Raw genomic sequence first — 17,451 nt, 5'->3', positions numbered from 1 at the left:
GGTTACTGCTATAAATATCATTTATTTATGATACTGTTCATTATTATTTATTCTAAAAGATAAATAACCCTCTACAACACATTTCTGTATTGTCGAGGGTTTCATGATGGATGCCAAGGGTCTTATACATCCATCTGACTATATCTCAATGTATGAGTTCTATACAATAGAAAAAGTGCTCCATACCACAAAGATTAGCACTTTCTCTAAGAATCATAGTTTACAGCATATATCTAATCCAATAGTTCTAAAACAAAATAAGCACGCTGCCAAAGTGACTTACACCAAATCAAAGCTTTGGATTATCTGCTTTTGTTCTGAGGATTGCTTAGTGCCTAGGCACTAAGCTTTTCTTACTTTAAAAAATATTCTAATGCCTCAAGACTAATTACTGGTCTTAAGAGTTGCATTTTTTTCACTTCTTCATATTCAACTCCTGAAATACCATTTTGAAGTAATGATGTTCCATATCCCATCTCTTTTGCTCCATTATAAGAAAATAATACGCAATACTCTGCTGCAAATCCACTTATAACAACAAATTCAACTCCAAGTTCTTGAAGCTTTGCATGAAGTTCTGTCTTGAAAAATGCATTATTATACTCTTTATGTATAACAATATCATTTGTACTCTCATTAATAGAATCAACAAATTCAAACTTCTCAGATCCAGGACCATCTCCAACTTCGATATCTAATACTTTAACAACAGGCAATCCTTTTTCCCTAAACATACGTGCTGCTTCATTTATATACTCTACTGCATCATCAAATTCTCTTGGACATTTACAAAAGTCATAACATCCCTTTTGCATATCAATTATTAGAAACGCTGCTTTCATTCTTATACACCCCTTTAAATTTTTATATCTTACCCACGAAAATATATTTCCAATCTATATTAATAATTAACAAATATATACCATTTAATTATAATACATTAAATATTAATAGTCCCAACTTTTTGAAAAATAAAACCACCTAAATTAAATAGTAATTACTTTAATGTTCTTACTAGTGTACTTCTACTCTTTGAAAGAAGTTCATTCTTAATTAGAAAATTCCATACTGGCTCAAACTTTTTCCATGCACCTGCATAAGTGAAATGTTTTAATCTCATTCTAAGTTCTTCATGCTCCTTTGATGCCTTATATATATTTCTCCATCTGTAAAAATTTTTATAAGCTCTATTATATCCACTTTCCATTTCTTCTTTTGTAATATTAGGGTGATTAAATACTAAATGCCTAGTATCGTATAATCTCCAGTCCTTAGTAATAATTCTCTTATCTTCATCCATTTTATTAAATATCCCCGTACCAGGATAAGGAGTAAGAATATGATTAGTTGCTGTGGTTATCCCGCTATTAACAGCCCATTCTGTAGTTCTATCAAAGACATCTAAAGTATCACTGTCCAGTCCAAAAATAAAACTTCCATTTATCATTATTCCTAATTCATCTAATTTCTTTATTGCTTTACTATAATCTTTTCCTATGTTAGACCCTTTATTAGCTTGAATTAGGTTCTGTTTATTAATACTTTCAAACCCAATAAAAGCACTCCTAAATCCAGCCTCATACGCAAGATCTATTGTATCATCTTGAAGAATAGAATCCACAGTTATTGCACCTTGGAAAACTCTATTCATTCCCCTCATTTCTTTGAAAACTTGCCTTGATAACTTTTTATCTGCAAATATATTATCATCAAGAAAGTATAAATGCCTCCCTTTCATACTTTCTATTTCTTTTAATATCCTGTCCACTTTATATGCAAAAAAAGATTTTCCACCTTTATAAAATGAACTAACATAACAAAAGGAACATTTATTAGGACACCCTCTTGAAAATACCATGGAATTTGGAACTAAGTACTTCTCCTGTTTAAATAAATCCCTTCTTGGCAGAGGTAGATTATCTAATGAAACTTCCCCCTGCTCATAAAACTCCTTAATATTTCCCTCTTTAAAATCCTTTAAAAACTCTGGAAAACTTCTTTCTCCAAGACCAAGTAATACAGTATCTGCATGATTCTTAGCCTCTATAGGTAATGATGTTGCATGTATTCCACCAATGGCAACCTTTATTCCTCTTTTTCTATAAAAATCTGCAATTTCATAAGCTCTATTAGCATTAGTTATATAACTTTCAATACAAACTAAATCAGGTTCATCATTTAAATTTATTTCTTCTATATGTTCATCAACTACTTCTATTTCATCTGAGTCATCACACAATGATGCTAAAGTAGCCAAGCCTAAAGGAGGAAACAGTGAATATTTTATAGGCCTCCAATATGGACTTTTTGCCTCTTCTAATGCTGGTAAAATAAACTTTATTTTCACAATAAATTGTCTCCTTTTCAAAAGCTATCATAGTAACAAATATCTATTACTACTTTCTTTTTACAGAGTAACAAACCAGTAGTAATTTACCAATATTTCACTCTTTATTTATATATGATACCATTGCTTTTATTGTTTTTCAATATATTTTTATTCTTTAGGATAATATATTTTGTCTTACAACTGAGAGTTGCATCTCAATTTACAATTAAGGATATCTATTTAGTTTCATGATAACATCATAAACAGAGTTCTTTACTCCCACTTTGAAAAAGGTGGGAGTATTAGATCTGGTAAATATCGGATAAAAAAATACTACTAGTAACCTAACATTTTGGATAAAAAAAGAGCCGCAATTTGCGACTCCCTTTAATTTAAACTTTACTCTATAGATTTTAGTGCATCAATCATATTTATATTTTTTAATTTTATATGCATCATTATCATAACTAATATGGCAAAAAACATTGTAATTACTCCAGAGATTACATAACTGCTCATGTCTACAGTTGGTATCATCATCATATTATCCATTTCTGCTGTACTCACTAAAAATACATATAATATTTTACCCATAACTGACCCTGCAAGTATACCTAATATTGTTAGTATTATGTTTTCTCTAAATATATACATGGCAACTTCATTATCATAAAAGCCTAGTACCTTTATGGTAGATATCTCTCTTATACGTTCAGATACATTTATATTAATTAAATTATATAATACAACAAATGCCAAACTTCCAGAAGCAACTATTATTACTATCATAACTAAGCCTAAATCAGCAGATTCGCTTAAGCTTCTTAGTTTTGAAGCAAGGGTAACATTTACTACCTTATCGTTGTCCATAAGGGTAGTAGATATTTTATTATCATCTTCTCTATTAGGATTTAACTTTAATAATTGTGCATTATGTTTTGGAGCACTTTTAAATATCTCTTCATAATAGGATGGCGATAGATAGATATAATGTCCAGCATAATTTTCTACTATATTGTCTACTTTAACCTTATGAGAATTATTATCCGAATCTGTTAAAGTTACATAATCTAAAGCAGATACCCCTAAAACATTTGCCAGCTTTTCATTTATAATTACTCCACTATCTGATAGTTTGTACTTAGTTCCACTTTCTCTATGGTTTAACAAAATATATTTATTTAGCTCATCTATATTTTCTGGTACATACATAATAGCACTTTGCTTACTTACACCTTCTTTAATGAAGGTTACTGAATCTTGATGAATATTTAAGCTACTCTCATATCCTTTTAAGTTATTTAAACTACTTTCATATTCCTCATCTTCTTTTTTACTATTATTATCATCAAATACTACCATAGCATCATACTTTAATAATTTCCCAAATTGAATGTCCATAACTGAAGAATTGGATTTTTCAAGAGATATCCCTGCAACAAGCATAGCCATACATCCTGATATACCAAGTATTGTCATTAACATCCTTTGCTTATATCTAAAAAGATTTCTAAAGGTAACCTTTTGATTAAAGTTCAGTCTTTTCCATAAAGGTGTAATTCTTTCTAATAATATCTTTTTACCAACCTTTGGAGCTTTTATTCTCATTAAATCAGAAGGATTTTCTCTTAATTCCTCTTTTAATACAATTAATGATGCTCCTACTGTACAAAGTATTGAAGCTACTAAAGACTGAATTATATAAGATGGATAATAGTTTATTTTTACCTTTGGTAATGCAAATGCAGATGAATAAGCTTTACTAATTATATATGGAAGGATACTGCTTCCAACTACAATTCCAAGAACACTACCAACAATACTAGCTAATGCTGCATAAACTATGAATTTCCTAGCTATTTCTAAATCCTTATATCCTAAAGCCTTTAGTGTTCCTATTTCCACTCTATTTTCTTCCACCATCCTAGTCATTGTAGTTAAGCATATAAGTGCTGCAACTAGAAAGAAAAACACAGGAAATACTGAAGCTATCTTATCTAAGCTATCAATTGATCCTTTGTAAGTTGTATAACCTGGATTATCATTTCTATCAAAGAAATAATACTTACTATTATCCAAATCACCTAATTTTTCTTTTTCTTCATCTATCTCTTTTCGCCCATCTGCAAGTTTTGCTTTGTTCTCCTTGATATCCTTCTCTCCATCAAGAAGTTTTTTTTCTGAAGCTTCAAGTTCCTTCTTAGCCTTATCAAGTTCTAACTGTCCTTGTTTTTTACCTTCTTCAAGGTCTTTTTTGCCTTTGATAAGTTCCTCTTTCCCTATAACTAATTGCTTTTCAGCTGCTTCAAGTTGTATCTTGCCCTCATTAAAGCTTTTAACTTTCTCCTCATAGGCAATTATACCTTGTTGATACTGAGTTATTCCAGCCACTAAAGTTTCTACCTTAGACTTATTCTCACTTGCACTTTTACTAGCACCTTCTACTCCTTGTGCCATACTAATCACTAAAGAAATATTAGTTGGGTCTTTTTCTAAACTATTTACTAAGTTACTTAATTCACCTAATCCTAAATCAGGATTAGATAAAGCACCTTTCCAATACTGAATTTTTTCATTTGAAACTTTTTCACCTTCTTTAGTGTTCTTTGCTGTTTCTCTCATATCATTAGAAAGTGTATTGTATGTCCCTATTAAAACTTCTAAATTATCTATTTGATTTTCATACTCTATCGTGCTTTTAGTTGGATCAATTCCTTGGTTTAAAAATCCTTCCTCAGCATTATCAAGTTGAATTTTTCCTGCCTCAAGTTGTTTCTCACCCTGTAAAAATTGCTCTTTTTGTTTATCTAGTTCCTTCTGACCCTTATCTAACTCTCTTTCACCTTCAATTAATTTCAGTTCACCAGCTTTGATTTCTTGCTGATACTTTTCTGCAAACTCTTCATATTGATTTTTACCATTAATAAGCTTTGCTCTACCTTCATCTAATTCTTTTTCAGCATCTTCAAGTTTTTTTTCACCATCTTCTATTTTTTTATAAGCCTTACTAAGCTCCTTTTCTGCCTCTAATTTTACTTCTTCAATTCTTTCTACCACTCTTTTTGAGTATAGGTTTTTAAGATACTTATTATTTTCCTCCATCTTATCCTTATACTCATCACTATATGCACCAAGATTAGCTACATTTTTAAATCGTACATATACTTCCGTATACACATCCATGGATATATCTAAGCTATTTAATATTGCAAAATAGTCTACACTTCCTTTTCCAACGGTAGTTGTTCCCCTAGATATATTTTCTATATACATGGGACTTTGTACAAATCCAACAATTTTAAAAGTTTTCTTCTTAAAATATTTATCTAGCTCTTCATCAGATTCTATGGTATAGGTATCACCTATCTTTAAATTTTTATCTTCCTTTAAAGCATTTTCATCTAAAGCTATCTCACCACTATTTTCAGGCAATCTCCCTTTTGTAACAATAAATTTATTTATATTACTAAAGTCCTTCTTATTATATTCCATAAACTTAACCACATTATTTATATTAGTTAAATTTACATCTATACTAAATGTTCCAAAGTAATCTAAAATTTCATCCTTATTCTCAAGTAGCTTTAAATCATTTTCATTAAGACCTATACTAGACACTATCTTGCTATCCATTAGATTTTGCTCTCTAAAAAATTCATTTATGGACTCTTTTAAATCTGGTCCACTAGATTTAATTCCAGAGTAAAAAGCAACTCCTAAAAAAATTATAGCAAATATTGATATAAACCTTGCTTTAGAAGATAATATTTCCCTTATTATTGATTTTTTATATGCTCCATTTTTCATCTTCTACCCTCTACCACTCTATGTCTTCAACTGAAACAGGATTTTTATTCACTTCAACACTTGTAACCTTTGCATCCCTAATTTTTATAACTCTATCTGCAATAGGCCCAAGGGCTGAATTATGGGTTATAACAATTACTGTTGTCCCTGTATTTTTACATGTATCCTGTAATGTCTTTAAAATCTGTTTTCCTGTTTTATAATCAAGGGCTCCAGTTGGCTCATCACATAAAAGCAACTTAGGATTTTTAGCTATAGCCCTTGCTATAGAAACCCTTTGCTGTTCTCCTCCTGATAATTGAGATGGAAAATTGTTTTTTCTATGATCAAGTCCCACTAACTCAAGAGTTTTATCAACATCTAAAGCATCCTTTGAAATTTGTGTAGCCAATTCCACATTTTCCTTTGCAGTTAAATTTTGAACTAAATTATAAAACTGGAAAACAAACCCCACATCATGTCTTCTGTACTTAGTAAGCTGTCTCTTATTAAACTTAGATATATCAACGTTATCAATAATTATTTCACCTTCATCACAAGTATCCATTCCTCCAAGTATATTGAGCACAGTTGTTTTACCTGCACCACTTGGTCCTAGAATAATAGTAAACTCTCCCTTTTCTATAGAAAAATTAATACCATTATTTGCTGAAATGGTAGTTTCTCCAACTTTATATCTTTTATATTCATCTTTTATCTCTATGTATGACATGTTGCCCTCCCTAATCAATACTACCTTTAAATACTCAATGTCATTAAATAGACACCTTGTTTAGTTAATGCTATAATTCAAGTATAAATAATATATGGATTAGTTACAATAATCACATATTTTTATAGTGTTATTAAATATACATTTTAACTAATTTTGTTTATTTAATAACATATAATTAATAATTGCTTTAATAAATACTAAAAAAGGATGAGTTAAATGGCAGGAGTTAAAGGAAATAGAAGAATTTTATATACTAAAAAAATAATAAAAGAAAGCTTAATTGACTTACTTAAGCATAAGAAAATTCATGAAGTTACCGTTACTGATATCTGCAAAAAATCAGATATTAATAGAGGAACTTTTTATACCCATTATAAAGATACCTATGACTTACTTAAATCATTAGAGGATGAACTATTTAATCAAATCTTAGAATATATCGAAGAAACCCCAGTTGAAGAATACAAAGATGTTTTATTACTTAAAGCTCTTGAATTAATTCAAGAAAACAAAGAATTATGCCAGATTTTATTCAGTAAACAAATGGAAAACAACATTATGGACCGTATTATTTACGTAGCAAGCAAATCTAAAATTGATAAGCTAGTTAGGGATTCAAAAGTAGATGATAAATTTTTAGATTACTTCATAAAATACTCTGTAGGAGGGGTTGTTTCAGTTGTTCAAACATGGCTAGACAATGATTTAAAGGAATCTCCTAAAGAAATAGTTAACATTATAAATAGTATTATCTCTTTTCGACCTTAATATTATAACTAAATAAATAAGCTAAAAAGCTANNTAGCTTTTTAGCTTATTTATTATCTGACTATTTATCTTTATCTAATTGCTCTTTTACTAGTTTCATAATTTCACTATACTTACTATTTATAAGCCCATAGTTATCTTTAACATGTGGAACCATACATCCACTACAGTCCTTTATTCCGTCTTCAGTAATTTTGAAATTACCACCACATTTATCAGCTAATGCGTAAAGTGGGCAATAACAAAATAGGCAATTAAACTCCTCAGGTTTATTAGTTTTGTGACAAGGGAAATATTCACATTCCTTATTTTGATGAAAAGCATAATGCTTACCTTCCCAATATTTATCTATCATATTTTCTCCCCCTACCCTTTATCCTTAGTGTAAAGTTTTTTACACTATTTATCTTATATATTTTATTATACAGTGTGTGATTATAACCGTCAATTTATAGCATCTATAACCTTTAATATAGAATCAGCTGCTTTCTTTGAACCTCCAGCATTTTTGAAACCTTTTGCTAATTTATTTGCATTTTTCTTATAATCATCATTATCCATAACCTGTAATACTCCATCTTTTATAGATTTTGGGTTATTACCTTTTAAAAAGATCCCAGCTTTCAAATCAGCAACTCGTTTTGCTACCATTCCTTGCTCTTCATGCTGTGGGTATAACACCATAGGGACTCCATAATACAAACTTTCATTAACACTATTCATACCACAATGAGTAATAAATACATCTGTATTTTGAAGCACTATAATTTGTTCAACACTATTTCTTACCTGAAAGTTATCTGGTATACAGCCTAAGTCTTCAATTACAGTATCTTTTCCAACTGACATAACTACATCAAAATCACAAGTTTCAAAGGCTTTTATACAATTTTTATAAAACTTTATATTTTTGTTATTTACCGTTCCCAAGGAAATATATATTTTTTTACGTTTTCTTTCCTTATATTCAGCCTTCATATTAGATACTGAAGGTCCTATAAAGGAATATTTATCTGAAAAAGTCTCTACCATTGGTTGAAACTCCTTTGAAGTGTATACAATGGTATTTGTATCATTATCATTTTGAATTATAGAAATAAAATTCTTAACATTATATCCATGGTTTCGTAAAAGCTCTATTTTCTTATTAATACGACTCATACCTAAAATCATAGGTATAACTTCCTTAAAACCTTTCTTCATCATCTTTGCTGTATACTTATTAAATGCAAAGGTTGTTGTAGAACATACATAGGTAATATTTAATTTTTCTGCAAATAGCTTACCCCAAAAACATAAAGAATCTGATACAATACAATCTGGAGTAAACTCTTTAAGTTCACTACATACTTTTTCATCTAAAGCTATAGTAGTATCTGCTATCATCTCAATTAAAGCAGCAAAATCCTTCCCAATTTTTTTCTCATCTCCAGGCTTTAATTCTGGAAGATACTCATTACAACTAATAAATTTTGCACCTGCTCCTTCAATCTTTTCTTTAAATTCATCAAAGGAATAGTACCATACTTCATGGCCTCTATATGATAATTCACGCACTACCTCAATAGTAGGATTCGTATGTCCATGTGCAGGAATGCAAAAAAATACTATCTTACTCATATTATAATTCTCCCCTTTTAACCCCTCTGCTTAAAACTATTACTCCTTAGTTACCACACCAATTTGTCCTACAAAATTTATAAGGTCACGTTGATGTACAATGGCAATTCCCCTATCTTCATCTCCTAATATTAATAAATTATCACCAGACTTAATATTAAATAGCTCCCTAGCTTTTTTAGGAATAACAATCTGACCACGTTCTCCAACCACAACGGATCCAAAGAAATGTTTTCCCTTAGGTGGTACAACAACACCTGAATCTTCTTCTGAATGATTAACTAAATCATCCATAGTAACGTTATACAACTTTGCAAGAGCAATACAACTATTTATATCTGGAGTTGACTCTCCATTTTCCCATTTAGCAACAGCTTGCCTAGAAACATTAATCTTCTCTGCCACCTCTTCCTGAGTATATTGATTGATTTTCCTTAATCTTTTCAAATTTATATTAATCATATTTATCATACCTTTCATATTTATTATATTTTTCTTACCCTTCAATGTCTATCAACCAGCATTAACATTCATGTATATATTTATATTGAAATTAAACCTTCCTTACTCCTAGAAGTAGTAGATATACAGAAGAGTTACTTGCTAAAAAGATGTTTATAAGAACTCATTAATATAAAAATAGCTACATAAGTTTAAACTTACATAGCTATAATTATTAATGATTTTATTTATTTTCCAACAATACTTTTGGTTTACTTTTGATTCCCTTTATTCCAAGATTACCGTAGATTTCACTAACTGTTCCCGCGGTAATAAATGCATCAATTTGTTGTTTTTTAATAAATTCCATAAGATAAGAAAATTCATTTCGTGTCATTAAACTTTCAATTTCATACTTGCCCTCAGCTTCTAATCCACCTTTAATTGGATATAGTGTTGCTCCACGCTTCATATCTTCTATTATAAATTTACGAATTAACTGATAATCATTAGAGATAACACAAACCCTTTTTCTAGAATTAAATCCTATCATAAAGTGCTCTAATATTAATCCATTGAGATAAGTTCCAATCAATCCTATGATTACCGTTCTTACATCATACACAAAAATTGCGGTACAACAAATAATTGCTCCTGCAATAGTAACTGATGAACCTAAATCAACGTGAAAATATTTGTTTACAATTTTGGCTATAATGTCTAGACCACCTGTTGATGCATTACGCCTAAATAAAATTGCTTGTGAAAAGCTCAAAATCAACACAAAACATATAAGATCTAACCACTGATCCTGCATCAATGATTGGCTCATTGGCCATAACTTTTCTAGTATGGCAAGGAGCGGTGACAAAATCAACGCTGAATATACAGTTTTAATGCCAAATTCTTTCCCAATAAGAAAGTAAGATAAAATTAATAAAAATGAATTTATAATAAAAATTAATACCGGCAATGGAATGGATGTAAGTAAATTAATTACTATTGATAAGCCAGTAATAGATCCAACAATTAATTTACTTGGAATCAAAAAGAAATGTACAGCTAATGCCCCAATAAACATACCTAATGTTAATATAGGTATTTCCTTAATAAAAGATTTTACCCTTTCCCCCATTTTATCTCTCCTCAACCTTTAAACTAACCATTTATTTTTAAGTATGATTAGTTTATTATAATATAAATAATAAAATCGTTTACATGATTAATTTTAACATAAATACCTATATTTCGAAATGATAAATTTAACTTTTTTTAAAAATTTCAATTAATATTTTAAAGAATAAAATAATTAATTTTATTTTATAATTAGAAATTGTAATAAAACACTTTTAAAAAGGAGAGTAGATAGATTTGTGAAAACACAAATTTACCTGCTCTCCCTTTTAACTATTTAAATTAAGTTGGTACTTTAATATTTCTCAAAGTACTAAAAATGTATTAATTAAATTAAAACTATTAAAATTCTTTAAAAACCTGAAAACATCACAAATCACTATGATATTATTCACTTACTAGTCCATATGCAGTAATCTTACGTATGCGATAGGTTACAAGCATAGAAATTGCATAGGATACTATTACTATACCAACATCGAACAACATACTCCATAGAGGGGTTACAATAAAATTTACCTTCATTAAGCCCATAGCCTTCATGGGAACTGCCATTATTGCATTGGTTTGAGTCATTCCTAACAAACTTCCTAGGCACACTCCTGTAATAATCGGAGGCAAGAATCCCATGGAAAGCTGGTGCATAAGCTGCAGAGTTGTGAACCCAAGTGCTTTTTGTATGCCAAGGTCATGCTTCTTCCTAATCACTGAAGAATTAATAACAAAATATAAAACAAGCATAACCACAAATATTGTAACTACTAATATGCTAATACCAACCTTGGATATTATACCTGTGTAAAGACCTATCCCCTGTTGAACCTCTTTGTCCAAATCAACTACTTTAAGAAAATCATCTCCATAAAGTTTATCAATTTCCATTTTAAATTCTGAAGATTTAATATCCTTATCAAGATATATTTGCAAGTCCCGCTGCTTAAACTCTTGATTAAGACTTAAAATACCATCGCTCCTAATATAAGCAATATTAAATTTACCCATATAGGACCCTTGGCAATAACCGGTTATAATATACTCACTCTGTTTATCATTGACCTTCAAAATAATACTATCACCTATGTTCTTTTTCACTCTTTCAGCCAAATATCCTGAAATTGCAACTTCATTGCTGTGAAGTGGGTATCTACCCTCATAAATAGTATTGGTTTCTTTCATAGAATAGTCATCCATTACATATGTAGCTACTTCGTAGCTATCTGAGTTCATCATTACTATATCAAGAAACTGAGCCTTTCGTACTCCCTTCATATTTTTGATATTTTCAACCACAGATGTATTATCTACAATAGGATTACAAACTGCAATAACACTAGACAATTCAACACCTGGAATTTCTTTAAAGATTTTTGTGTCTATTACTGAGTTATAAAACATACTTAATGCAAAGGTACCTGCAAAGGAAACAACTAGGAATATCATACCTATCATTAGGCTCTGTTTCATGTTCTGTAACATTAACTTTATAGATAAAACAAAGGGAAGACTTCCCCTTGATTTGTGAAGGGGCATATAGTTCTTTCGGAAACTATGAGTTATTATTCCGCCCCTTAATGCTACAATTGGATTCAGCCTGTTAATACGACTTGAAGATATGAAGGAAACCAATATCACCACCAACAATATAACAAACAAGGAAATACTGCTAATCATACCGTCAAACCCCTGCACCCACATAAGACCCGACTGATGTGCAAAAACCTTTGATATTGCAGGAGTTGCCAGGTAAGACAGTGTTATACCCATCATGCTTCCAACCAAGGCAATTAATGAAAACTGTATAGTGATTGATGATATTATTTGCCTACTGGTGTAACCAACTGCCTTTAATGAACCTATCTTAGTCATATCCTCCTCTATGCTATTCTCAATTCTAAACCTTACAACAATAAGACATACAACAACGATTATTGCAGCAAAGACCATCATCATTACGGAAACAATGTTTGCCATAATTGAACGAGATAATCTCACAACTCCCTTATCTAAACTGAAAAATATGCTTACGTCATCAGTTAGTATATTAGGGTTTTCCTCCTTTATTATCTCCTTTATTCCATTTTCAACATCCATATTATTCTTTCTTAAATCAGCAAAAATAAGTGACGCTTTATATTTTACTCCTAGCTTTTCAACAACCCTATCATAGGTATCACTAGGTAAGTAAACCCCCATAACCACTGTATCTAGTGAACTGAAAAATATATCTTCTGTAAATCCTTTAATGGTAAAAGTCATGTCTATATCCTCAAAACTCACCTTAAGTTTATCATTCACTTTATATCCCCCATCAATATTCATTACATAGGGTAGGTATATGGACATTGAGTCAGGAGATTCATGCTCTCCAACGAATTCCCATTTTGAAAAATCTCTCTTCTGGTCTACATCATTAATGAGAAAATTAAATTCACGGTTATCATTGTTGTAAGGAATGGTTCCTTTTGCCAATAATGAACTTACCTTTTGACTCCTTTTAATATCATCATTGCTTTTGATGTATTCACTCACCCTTTCACTATACAAACTTTCCGGCATTAAATAATATTCATCAGAAGAATTTAGCTCCTCAGTTACCTTTTCAAAGTAGCTTCCGAAATTTACAAACACCAGAAGTCCTAGATTAAGTAGCATCGCTGCAATGATAAACATGAAAAGAATGGATACTGTATGCCCCTTGGTTTTCTTTATATTTGCAAAACTCAGCATTAATATCTTTCTCAACATTACCACCCCATTTCATTGAGAAATCCTTGGAGTTTGTTATGACGCTCCTTGTCCCCACTGACATAGCTTCCTAGGTCACATACTCCCTTAATAGCACCATCACGCATATATAAAATGCGATTTCCACGCCTTGCGGATTTCAAATCGTGAGTAACCATGATTATGCTTTGACCACCTCTATTCACTTCAGTTAAAACATCTAAGGCTGCCTGTCCTGCCGAAGAATTAAGTGCTCCCGTAGGTTCATCTGCGAAGACCACCTTGGGATTATTAATTAATGCCCTTACAATAGCGGCACGCTGAGCCTCGCCTCCAGATAATTGTGATGGAAACTTACTCCATATGATTTCAGTTAGTCCCACTTGTGTAAGAAGATCCTTTGCCCTATCTGCAATTGCCTTTCTATCACTACTTATAAGGAGACCGCTTACAAGGATATTATCCAGTATGCTCATATTATCCATAAGAAACATTTGTTGAAAAACAAAACCGCAGTTTAATCTTCTAAAAATTGCAAGCTTATCATTTGATAGCTTTGAAATTTCATTTCCCCCAAACTTTATAGAACCGAGAGTTGGTTTATCCATTCCTGACAGGGCATAAAGTAGTGTTGACTTTCCTGCACCAGAGGAGCCCATGATTACTGTAAAATCCCCCTGATATATTTCAATATCAAGGTTCTTAAGTACATGCTGTTGCATTCCACCGTTTGAAAATGTCTTGCAGAGCTTATTTGTTGATATAATAACATTCCCCATGATAACATCCCTTTCAATAAAAAAATAAGACTGTTTTACTTACAGTCCTATTATAGTTGAAAATTCCTTAACAGGTCTTTACCCAATCCTTAACTAATCCTTAAATCTTTTAAGTTCTTAAATTTTTAGGCAATTAAAAGTTTTAACAACACAGTGAATCCATCAACTGAGTTTTCACAGTAAATGTCTCCCTCCATTTTTTCCATCATATACTTAGAAATATAAAGTCCTAATCCAGTGCCTCCCTTTTCCTTAGAATTTTTAGCCCTATAGAACTTATTAAATATCAGAGGCAGCTCCTCCTCAGAAACTCCTCTACCATAATCCTTAAATCCTATCTCAAGGTATTTACCCTTAATAACCGAAGAAACATAAATAGATGTCCCTGCGTATTTATATGAATTACTGATTATATTGTCAACAACCTGGGATAACCTTAACCCATCTACTAAAATTATACACTCAGCAATGCCTCCAACATTTGCTTTATAATTATAATCTGCCGCCCTAATCAAATCATACAGAACCTGACTAGATTGCTCAGTAACTATAACCTTTAGCTCCTGCAATTCCTCTAGTGTGGCGCTGAACATATTTGTTATTAATGTATTTATCTGATCAGCCTTTGAATTAATTATATCCAGCTGCCTCCTCTGGTTTTCATCGGAAGTCTTTACATTCATAACTTCAGTAACAGCCTTTATTGACGCCACTGGGGTTTTGATATCATGACTTAGTGAAGCAACAAGTTCTTTTTTACTTTGATTAGCAAGCCTTTCATTTTCCCTTGCCTTATTAAGCTCCTCCCTCATGAGGTCAAAGCTTTCTGTAAATGCACCGAAGAAATTATTTTTGTCCATATCTAGAGGCATATCTAAATTCCCCTCTGCAACATGTCGTGCAAAGCCCTGAAGTTTTCTAAAGGGATATAGAATACACCTGTCAATAAAAACTAAATATAAGCTGCAAAATACTGCAGCAACTATTACTACACAAAGGGTAAAAATAAGAAGTAAATTTCTAAATTTTATCCATTCATTATTTGTATTATTATATATTATTACTTTTCCAAGTACCTTATCCTGAGATTTCACATCAACTATAGTGTCCCTATTACGTATTGCTGAACTTAAATCATTATTTAACCCACTTCTTGTAGCTTTGATAAAACGATTTTCATTGTCCAGTACTACGTAATCTATTTTATAGCTCAAACATGGCAACTCTGCATATTCCAGACTGTCCCATTCCTTTGCAAGAGACTGAGCAATATCATTTACCTTAGGCACTTCAATTTCAGTTTTTCCTTTATAGTTAAACGCAAAAAATGTGAGGCTTGTACAAGTTAAAAGAACAATGATACATATAACTACTATTCTTTTAATGTTCATATGAAGCTCCCATCTCAAAGACATATCCAGTGCCCCAAACAGTTTTGATATACTGGGGTTCATTAGGATTTTCCTCAATCTTCTCACGAAGTCTTCTTATATGTACATTCAAGGTTCCTTCCCCTGTAATTGCATCGCCCCATACCTTTTGAAAAAGCTCATCTTTTGAAATGGTTCGGTTTTTATTTTTAACCAAATATGATAACAATCTATATTCCATTGATTTTAATTTTACTTCCCTACCATCTACCATAAGCTTTTCCATATCTAAATCAATAGAAAATCTACCAAAACTTACGGTACTGGCATAGTTAGACTTATACCTTTTTAAAACAGTTTTAACCTTTGCCATCAGTATATTTAGAGAATATGGCTTTTGAATATAATCATCTCCACCAATGTTTAATGCCAAAAGGACATCATCATCACTTGTTCTAGCACTGATAAATAAAATTGGTGTATCCATTGTCGTTCTCAATTCTTTGCAAATTTCAAAACCTGAGGATTGTCCTAGATTGATATCTAGCAATATTAAATCAACCTTATTCTTCAATAAAAAATCAAAACATGCTGTTTTATCTGATACCCAAAAGGTTTTTACACCGAACATGTTGAAAAACTCACAGGTACTTTGAGACAGTGCCTCCTCATCATCTACTATTAAGCAATCATATCTTGGCATTTAGCTTTCCTCCATAAATACTATATTTTTTTATGTATTTAAAACAAACTTAGCATAAAATATTCTTATCCACACCTCTTGCAATTTTTCAAAGTAATAATCCACAGTTCTCACCTCAGCTGTTAACATTTTTCCTCCATCACTATAGGTCTAAAAGTTAAAAAATATCTTGTAAAAATGTAAGTATATTAGACCTATTAGACTAAAGAAATGCAAATAAAAACCCTACTATCCGTAAAGTTAGATAGCAAGGTATTATACTCTAAACAGCCAGTTTACCTGCCATAGCTTTCATCAGGTGAAGTATTCATTCAATCTTCTTTCTTTAACCTTCTCTCCTTTTTTAACTCTTTAAAAATGTTAAATAATTGAATAACACCAATAATTATCATTCCTATAGATGTTAAGATAAATATTGCTATGGAAAATAACGCAAAATATCTAACATATGAAAGTTCAGATAATAATGTAATAGCAACAAAAATAAAGAATGCTACCAGTGAAACTATTGCTGTTATTTGCATACTATTAAGAATTATATCCATGTAATCTTTTGAAGGCTTTTCTTTATAGTTTAAAGTCTCCAGTTCCTTTGAAATCTCTTGCCAATTCTTTTTAAAATCATTTCTTTCCTTCACATACCAATACCAGTTAATGATAGTCCATATGGTTGTTATTACTGTAAGAATTATTGCAACAGTTGGATCTTTAATTTCTCTTTCTATAAAATATCTAAAGATAAGGTTTAATGGTGGTCCAGAACATATAATTGTGTTCCAAATTGGCCAATATAGTTTTGGCCTTAGAGCTTCCTTGAATTCTCTAACTATTTCTAATTCATCATCATCTTGAATCATTTGCTTTTTAATCTCCTAAATTCATAATTTCTGAAACACAAAAGAGCTGTCACAAAACAGATACATTTTGTAATCTTCTTTAAATTATTTCATCACATTTTACAATAATGACCTGATTCCATTATATAGTATTTGGTTAATTTAGTATATAAATAATATGCATCTTATTGTATAATTTACAGTATCTTACTTTACCTATATTCT

Annotated in this window: 14 protein-coding genes; 1 reads left to right on the top strand and 13 read right to left on the bottom strand. The window is 30.9% G+C overall.

The features are described from left to right. Positions 1-353: 353 nt before the first annotated feature. The 4 genes from B3086_RS15140 to B3086_RS15125 all read right to left on the bottom strand — a co-directional run bounded on the left by B3086_RS15140 (position 354) and on the right by B3086_RS15125 (position 6,848). Positions 354-842, bottom strand: coding sequence for a cysteine hydrolase family protein (locus B3086_RS15140; RefSeq protein WP_346877201.1), 489 nt, complete (start codon positions 840-842; stop codon positions 354-356). 155 nt (positions 843-997) lie between these two features. Then, positions 998-2,347 (bottom strand): B12-binding domain-containing radical SAM protein, encoded by a 1,350-nt coding sequence (locus B3086_RS15135; RefSeq protein WP_346893836.1) that lies wholly within the window; start codon positions 2,345-2,347, stop codon positions 998-1,000. Between the two features lie 381 nt (positions 2,348-2,728). Then, complete coding sequence (locus B3086_RS15130; protein ID WP_346893834.1) at positions 2,729-6,136, bottom strand: FtsX-like permease family protein; 3,408 nt, start codon at positions 6,134-6,136, stop codon at positions 2,729-2,731. Positions 6,137-6,146: 10 nt separating this feature from the next. Next, positions 6,147-6,848, bottom strand: a complete 702-nt coding sequence (locus B3086_RS15125) for an ABC transporter ATP-binding protein (protein WP_346847231.1) — start codon at positions 6,846-6,848, stop codon at positions 6,147-6,149. 219 nt (positions 6,849-7,067) lie between these two features. Between B3086_RS15125 and B3086_RS15120 the strand changes: the two genes are divergently transcribed. Further along, entirely contained in the window at positions 7,068-7,619 is a 552-nt protein-coding gene (locus tag B3086_RS15120) for a TetR/AcrR family transcriptional regulator (RefSeq protein WP_346847230.1), read from the top strand. 61 nt (positions 7,620-7,680) lie between these two features. Here the strand turns inward: B3086_RS15120 and B3086_RS15115 are convergent, their stop codons facing one another. The 9 genes from B3086_RS15115 to B3086_RS15075 form a co-directional block, all read right to left on the bottom strand. Continuing rightward, the gene (locus tag B3086_RS15115) at positions 7,681-7,974 is read right to left on the bottom strand and encodes a cysteine-rich small domain-containing protein (RefSeq protein ID WP_035131288.1); all 294 of its coding nucleotides are present in this window, start codon (positions 7,972-7,974) and stop codon (positions 7,681-7,683) included. A gap of 89 nt (positions 7,975-8,063) precedes the next feature. Further along, positions 8,064-9,239 (bottom strand): macrolide family glycosyltransferase, encoded by a 1,176-nt coding sequence (locus B3086_RS15110; RefSeq protein WP_346893832.1) that lies wholly within the window; start codon positions 9,237-9,239, stop codon positions 8,064-8,066. Between the two features lie 39 nt (positions 9,240-9,278). Further along, a complete protein-coding gene (locus B3086_RS15105) occupies positions 9,279-9,686 on the bottom strand; it encodes a helix-turn-helix domain-containing protein (RefSeq protein WP_414632295.1) in 408 nt (135 codons plus the stop codon). Positions 9,687-9,924: 238 nt separating this feature from the next. After that, the gene (locus tag B3086_RS15100) at positions 9,925-10,815 is read right to left on the bottom strand and encodes a YitT family protein (RefSeq protein WP_147519035.1); all 891 of its coding nucleotides are present in this window, start codon (positions 10,813-10,815) and stop codon (positions 9,925-9,927) included. Between the two features lie 386 nt (positions 10,816-11,201). Then, positions 11,202-13,559, bottom strand: coding sequence for an ABC transporter permease (locus B3086_RS15095; protein WP_346893830.1), 2,358 nt, complete (start codon positions 13,557-13,559; stop codon positions 11,202-11,204). After that, positions 13,559-14,317, bottom strand: a complete 759-nt coding sequence (locus B3086_RS15090) for an ABC transporter ATP-binding protein (RefSeq protein ID WP_346878453.1) — start codon at positions 14,315-14,317, stop codon at positions 13,559-13,561. Before B3086_RS15090 ends, B3086_RS15095 begins: the two co-directional genes overlap by 1 nt. Positions 14,318-14,442: 125 nt before the next feature. Then, the gene (locus tag B3086_RS15085) at positions 14,443-15,732 is read right to left on the bottom strand and encodes a HAMP domain-containing sensor histidine kinase (RefSeq protein WP_346893828.1); all 1,290 of its coding nucleotides are present in this window, start codon (positions 15,730-15,732) and stop codon (positions 14,443-14,445) included. Next, a complete protein-coding gene (locus B3086_RS15080; protein WP_346878451.1) occupies positions 15,698-16,390 on the bottom strand; it encodes a response regulator transcription factor in 693 nt (230 codons plus the stop codon). The genes B3086_RS15085 and B3086_RS15080 overlap by 35 nt, the downstream gene beginning before the upstream one ends. Before the next feature lie 311 nt (positions 16,391-16,701). After that, entirely contained in the window at positions 16,702-17,247 is a 546-nt protein-coding gene (locus B3086_RS15075; RefSeq protein WP_346893826.1) for a hypothetical protein, read from the bottom strand. Positions 17,248-17,451: the final 204 nt, after the last annotated feature.

Source organism: Clostridium sp. UBA871, from assembly GCF_002295255.1.
In the GTDB taxonomy this organism is placed as follows: domain Bacteria; phylum Bacillota; class Clostridia; order Clostridiales; family Clostridiaceae; genus Clostridium_J; species Clostridium_J sulfidigenes.
Note: the sequence above shows the minus strand (reverse complement) of the source record. Positions and strands in the feature narration are given on the sequence as shown.

Coding starts and splice junctions, on each gene's coding strand:
- B3086_RS15120 (WP_346847230.1), top strand. CDS start 7,068: ATGGCAGGAGTTAAAGGAAATAGAAGAATTTTATATACTAAAAAAATA.
- B3086_RS15110 (WP_346893832.1), bottom strand. CDS start 9,239: ATGAGTAAGATAGTATTTTTTTGCATTCCTGCACATGGACATACGAAT.
- B3086_RS15115 (WP_035131288.1), bottom strand. CDS start 7,974: ATGATAGATAAATATTGGGAAGGTAAGCATTATGCTTTTCATCAAAAT.
- B3086_RS15125 (WP_346847231.1), bottom strand. CDS start 6,848: ATGTCATACATAGAGATAAAAGATGAATATAAAAGATATAAAGTTGGA.
- B3086_RS15090 (WP_346878453.1), bottom strand. CDS start 14,317: ATGGGGAATGTTATTATATCAACAAATAAGCTCTGCAAGACATTTTCA.
- B3086_RS15095 (WP_346893830.1), bottom strand. CDS start 13,559: ATGTTGAGAAAGATATTAATGCTGAGTTTTGCAAATATAAAGAAAACC.
- B3086_RS15080 (WP_346878451.1), bottom strand. CDS start 16,390: ATGCCAAGATATGATTGCTTAATAGTAGATGATGAGGAGGCACTGTCT.
- B3086_RS15130 (WP_346893834.1), bottom strand. CDS start 6,136: ATGAAAAATGGAGCATATAAAAAATCAATAATAAGGGAAATATTATCT.
- B3086_RS15075 (WP_346893826.1), bottom strand. CDS start 17,247: ATGATTCAAGATGATGATGAATTAGAAATAGTTAGAGAATTCAAGGAA.
- B3086_RS15140 (WP_346877201.1), bottom strand. CDS start 842: ATGAAAGCAGCGTTTCTAATAATTGATATGCAAAAGGGATGTTATGAC.
- B3086_RS15100 (WP_147519035.1), bottom strand. CDS start 10,815: ATGGGGGAAAGGGTAAAATCTTTTATTAAGGAAATACCTATATTAACA.
- B3086_RS15085 (WP_346893828.1), bottom strand. CDS start 15,732: ATGTCTTTGAGATGGGAGCTTCATATGAACATTAAAAGAATAGTAGTT.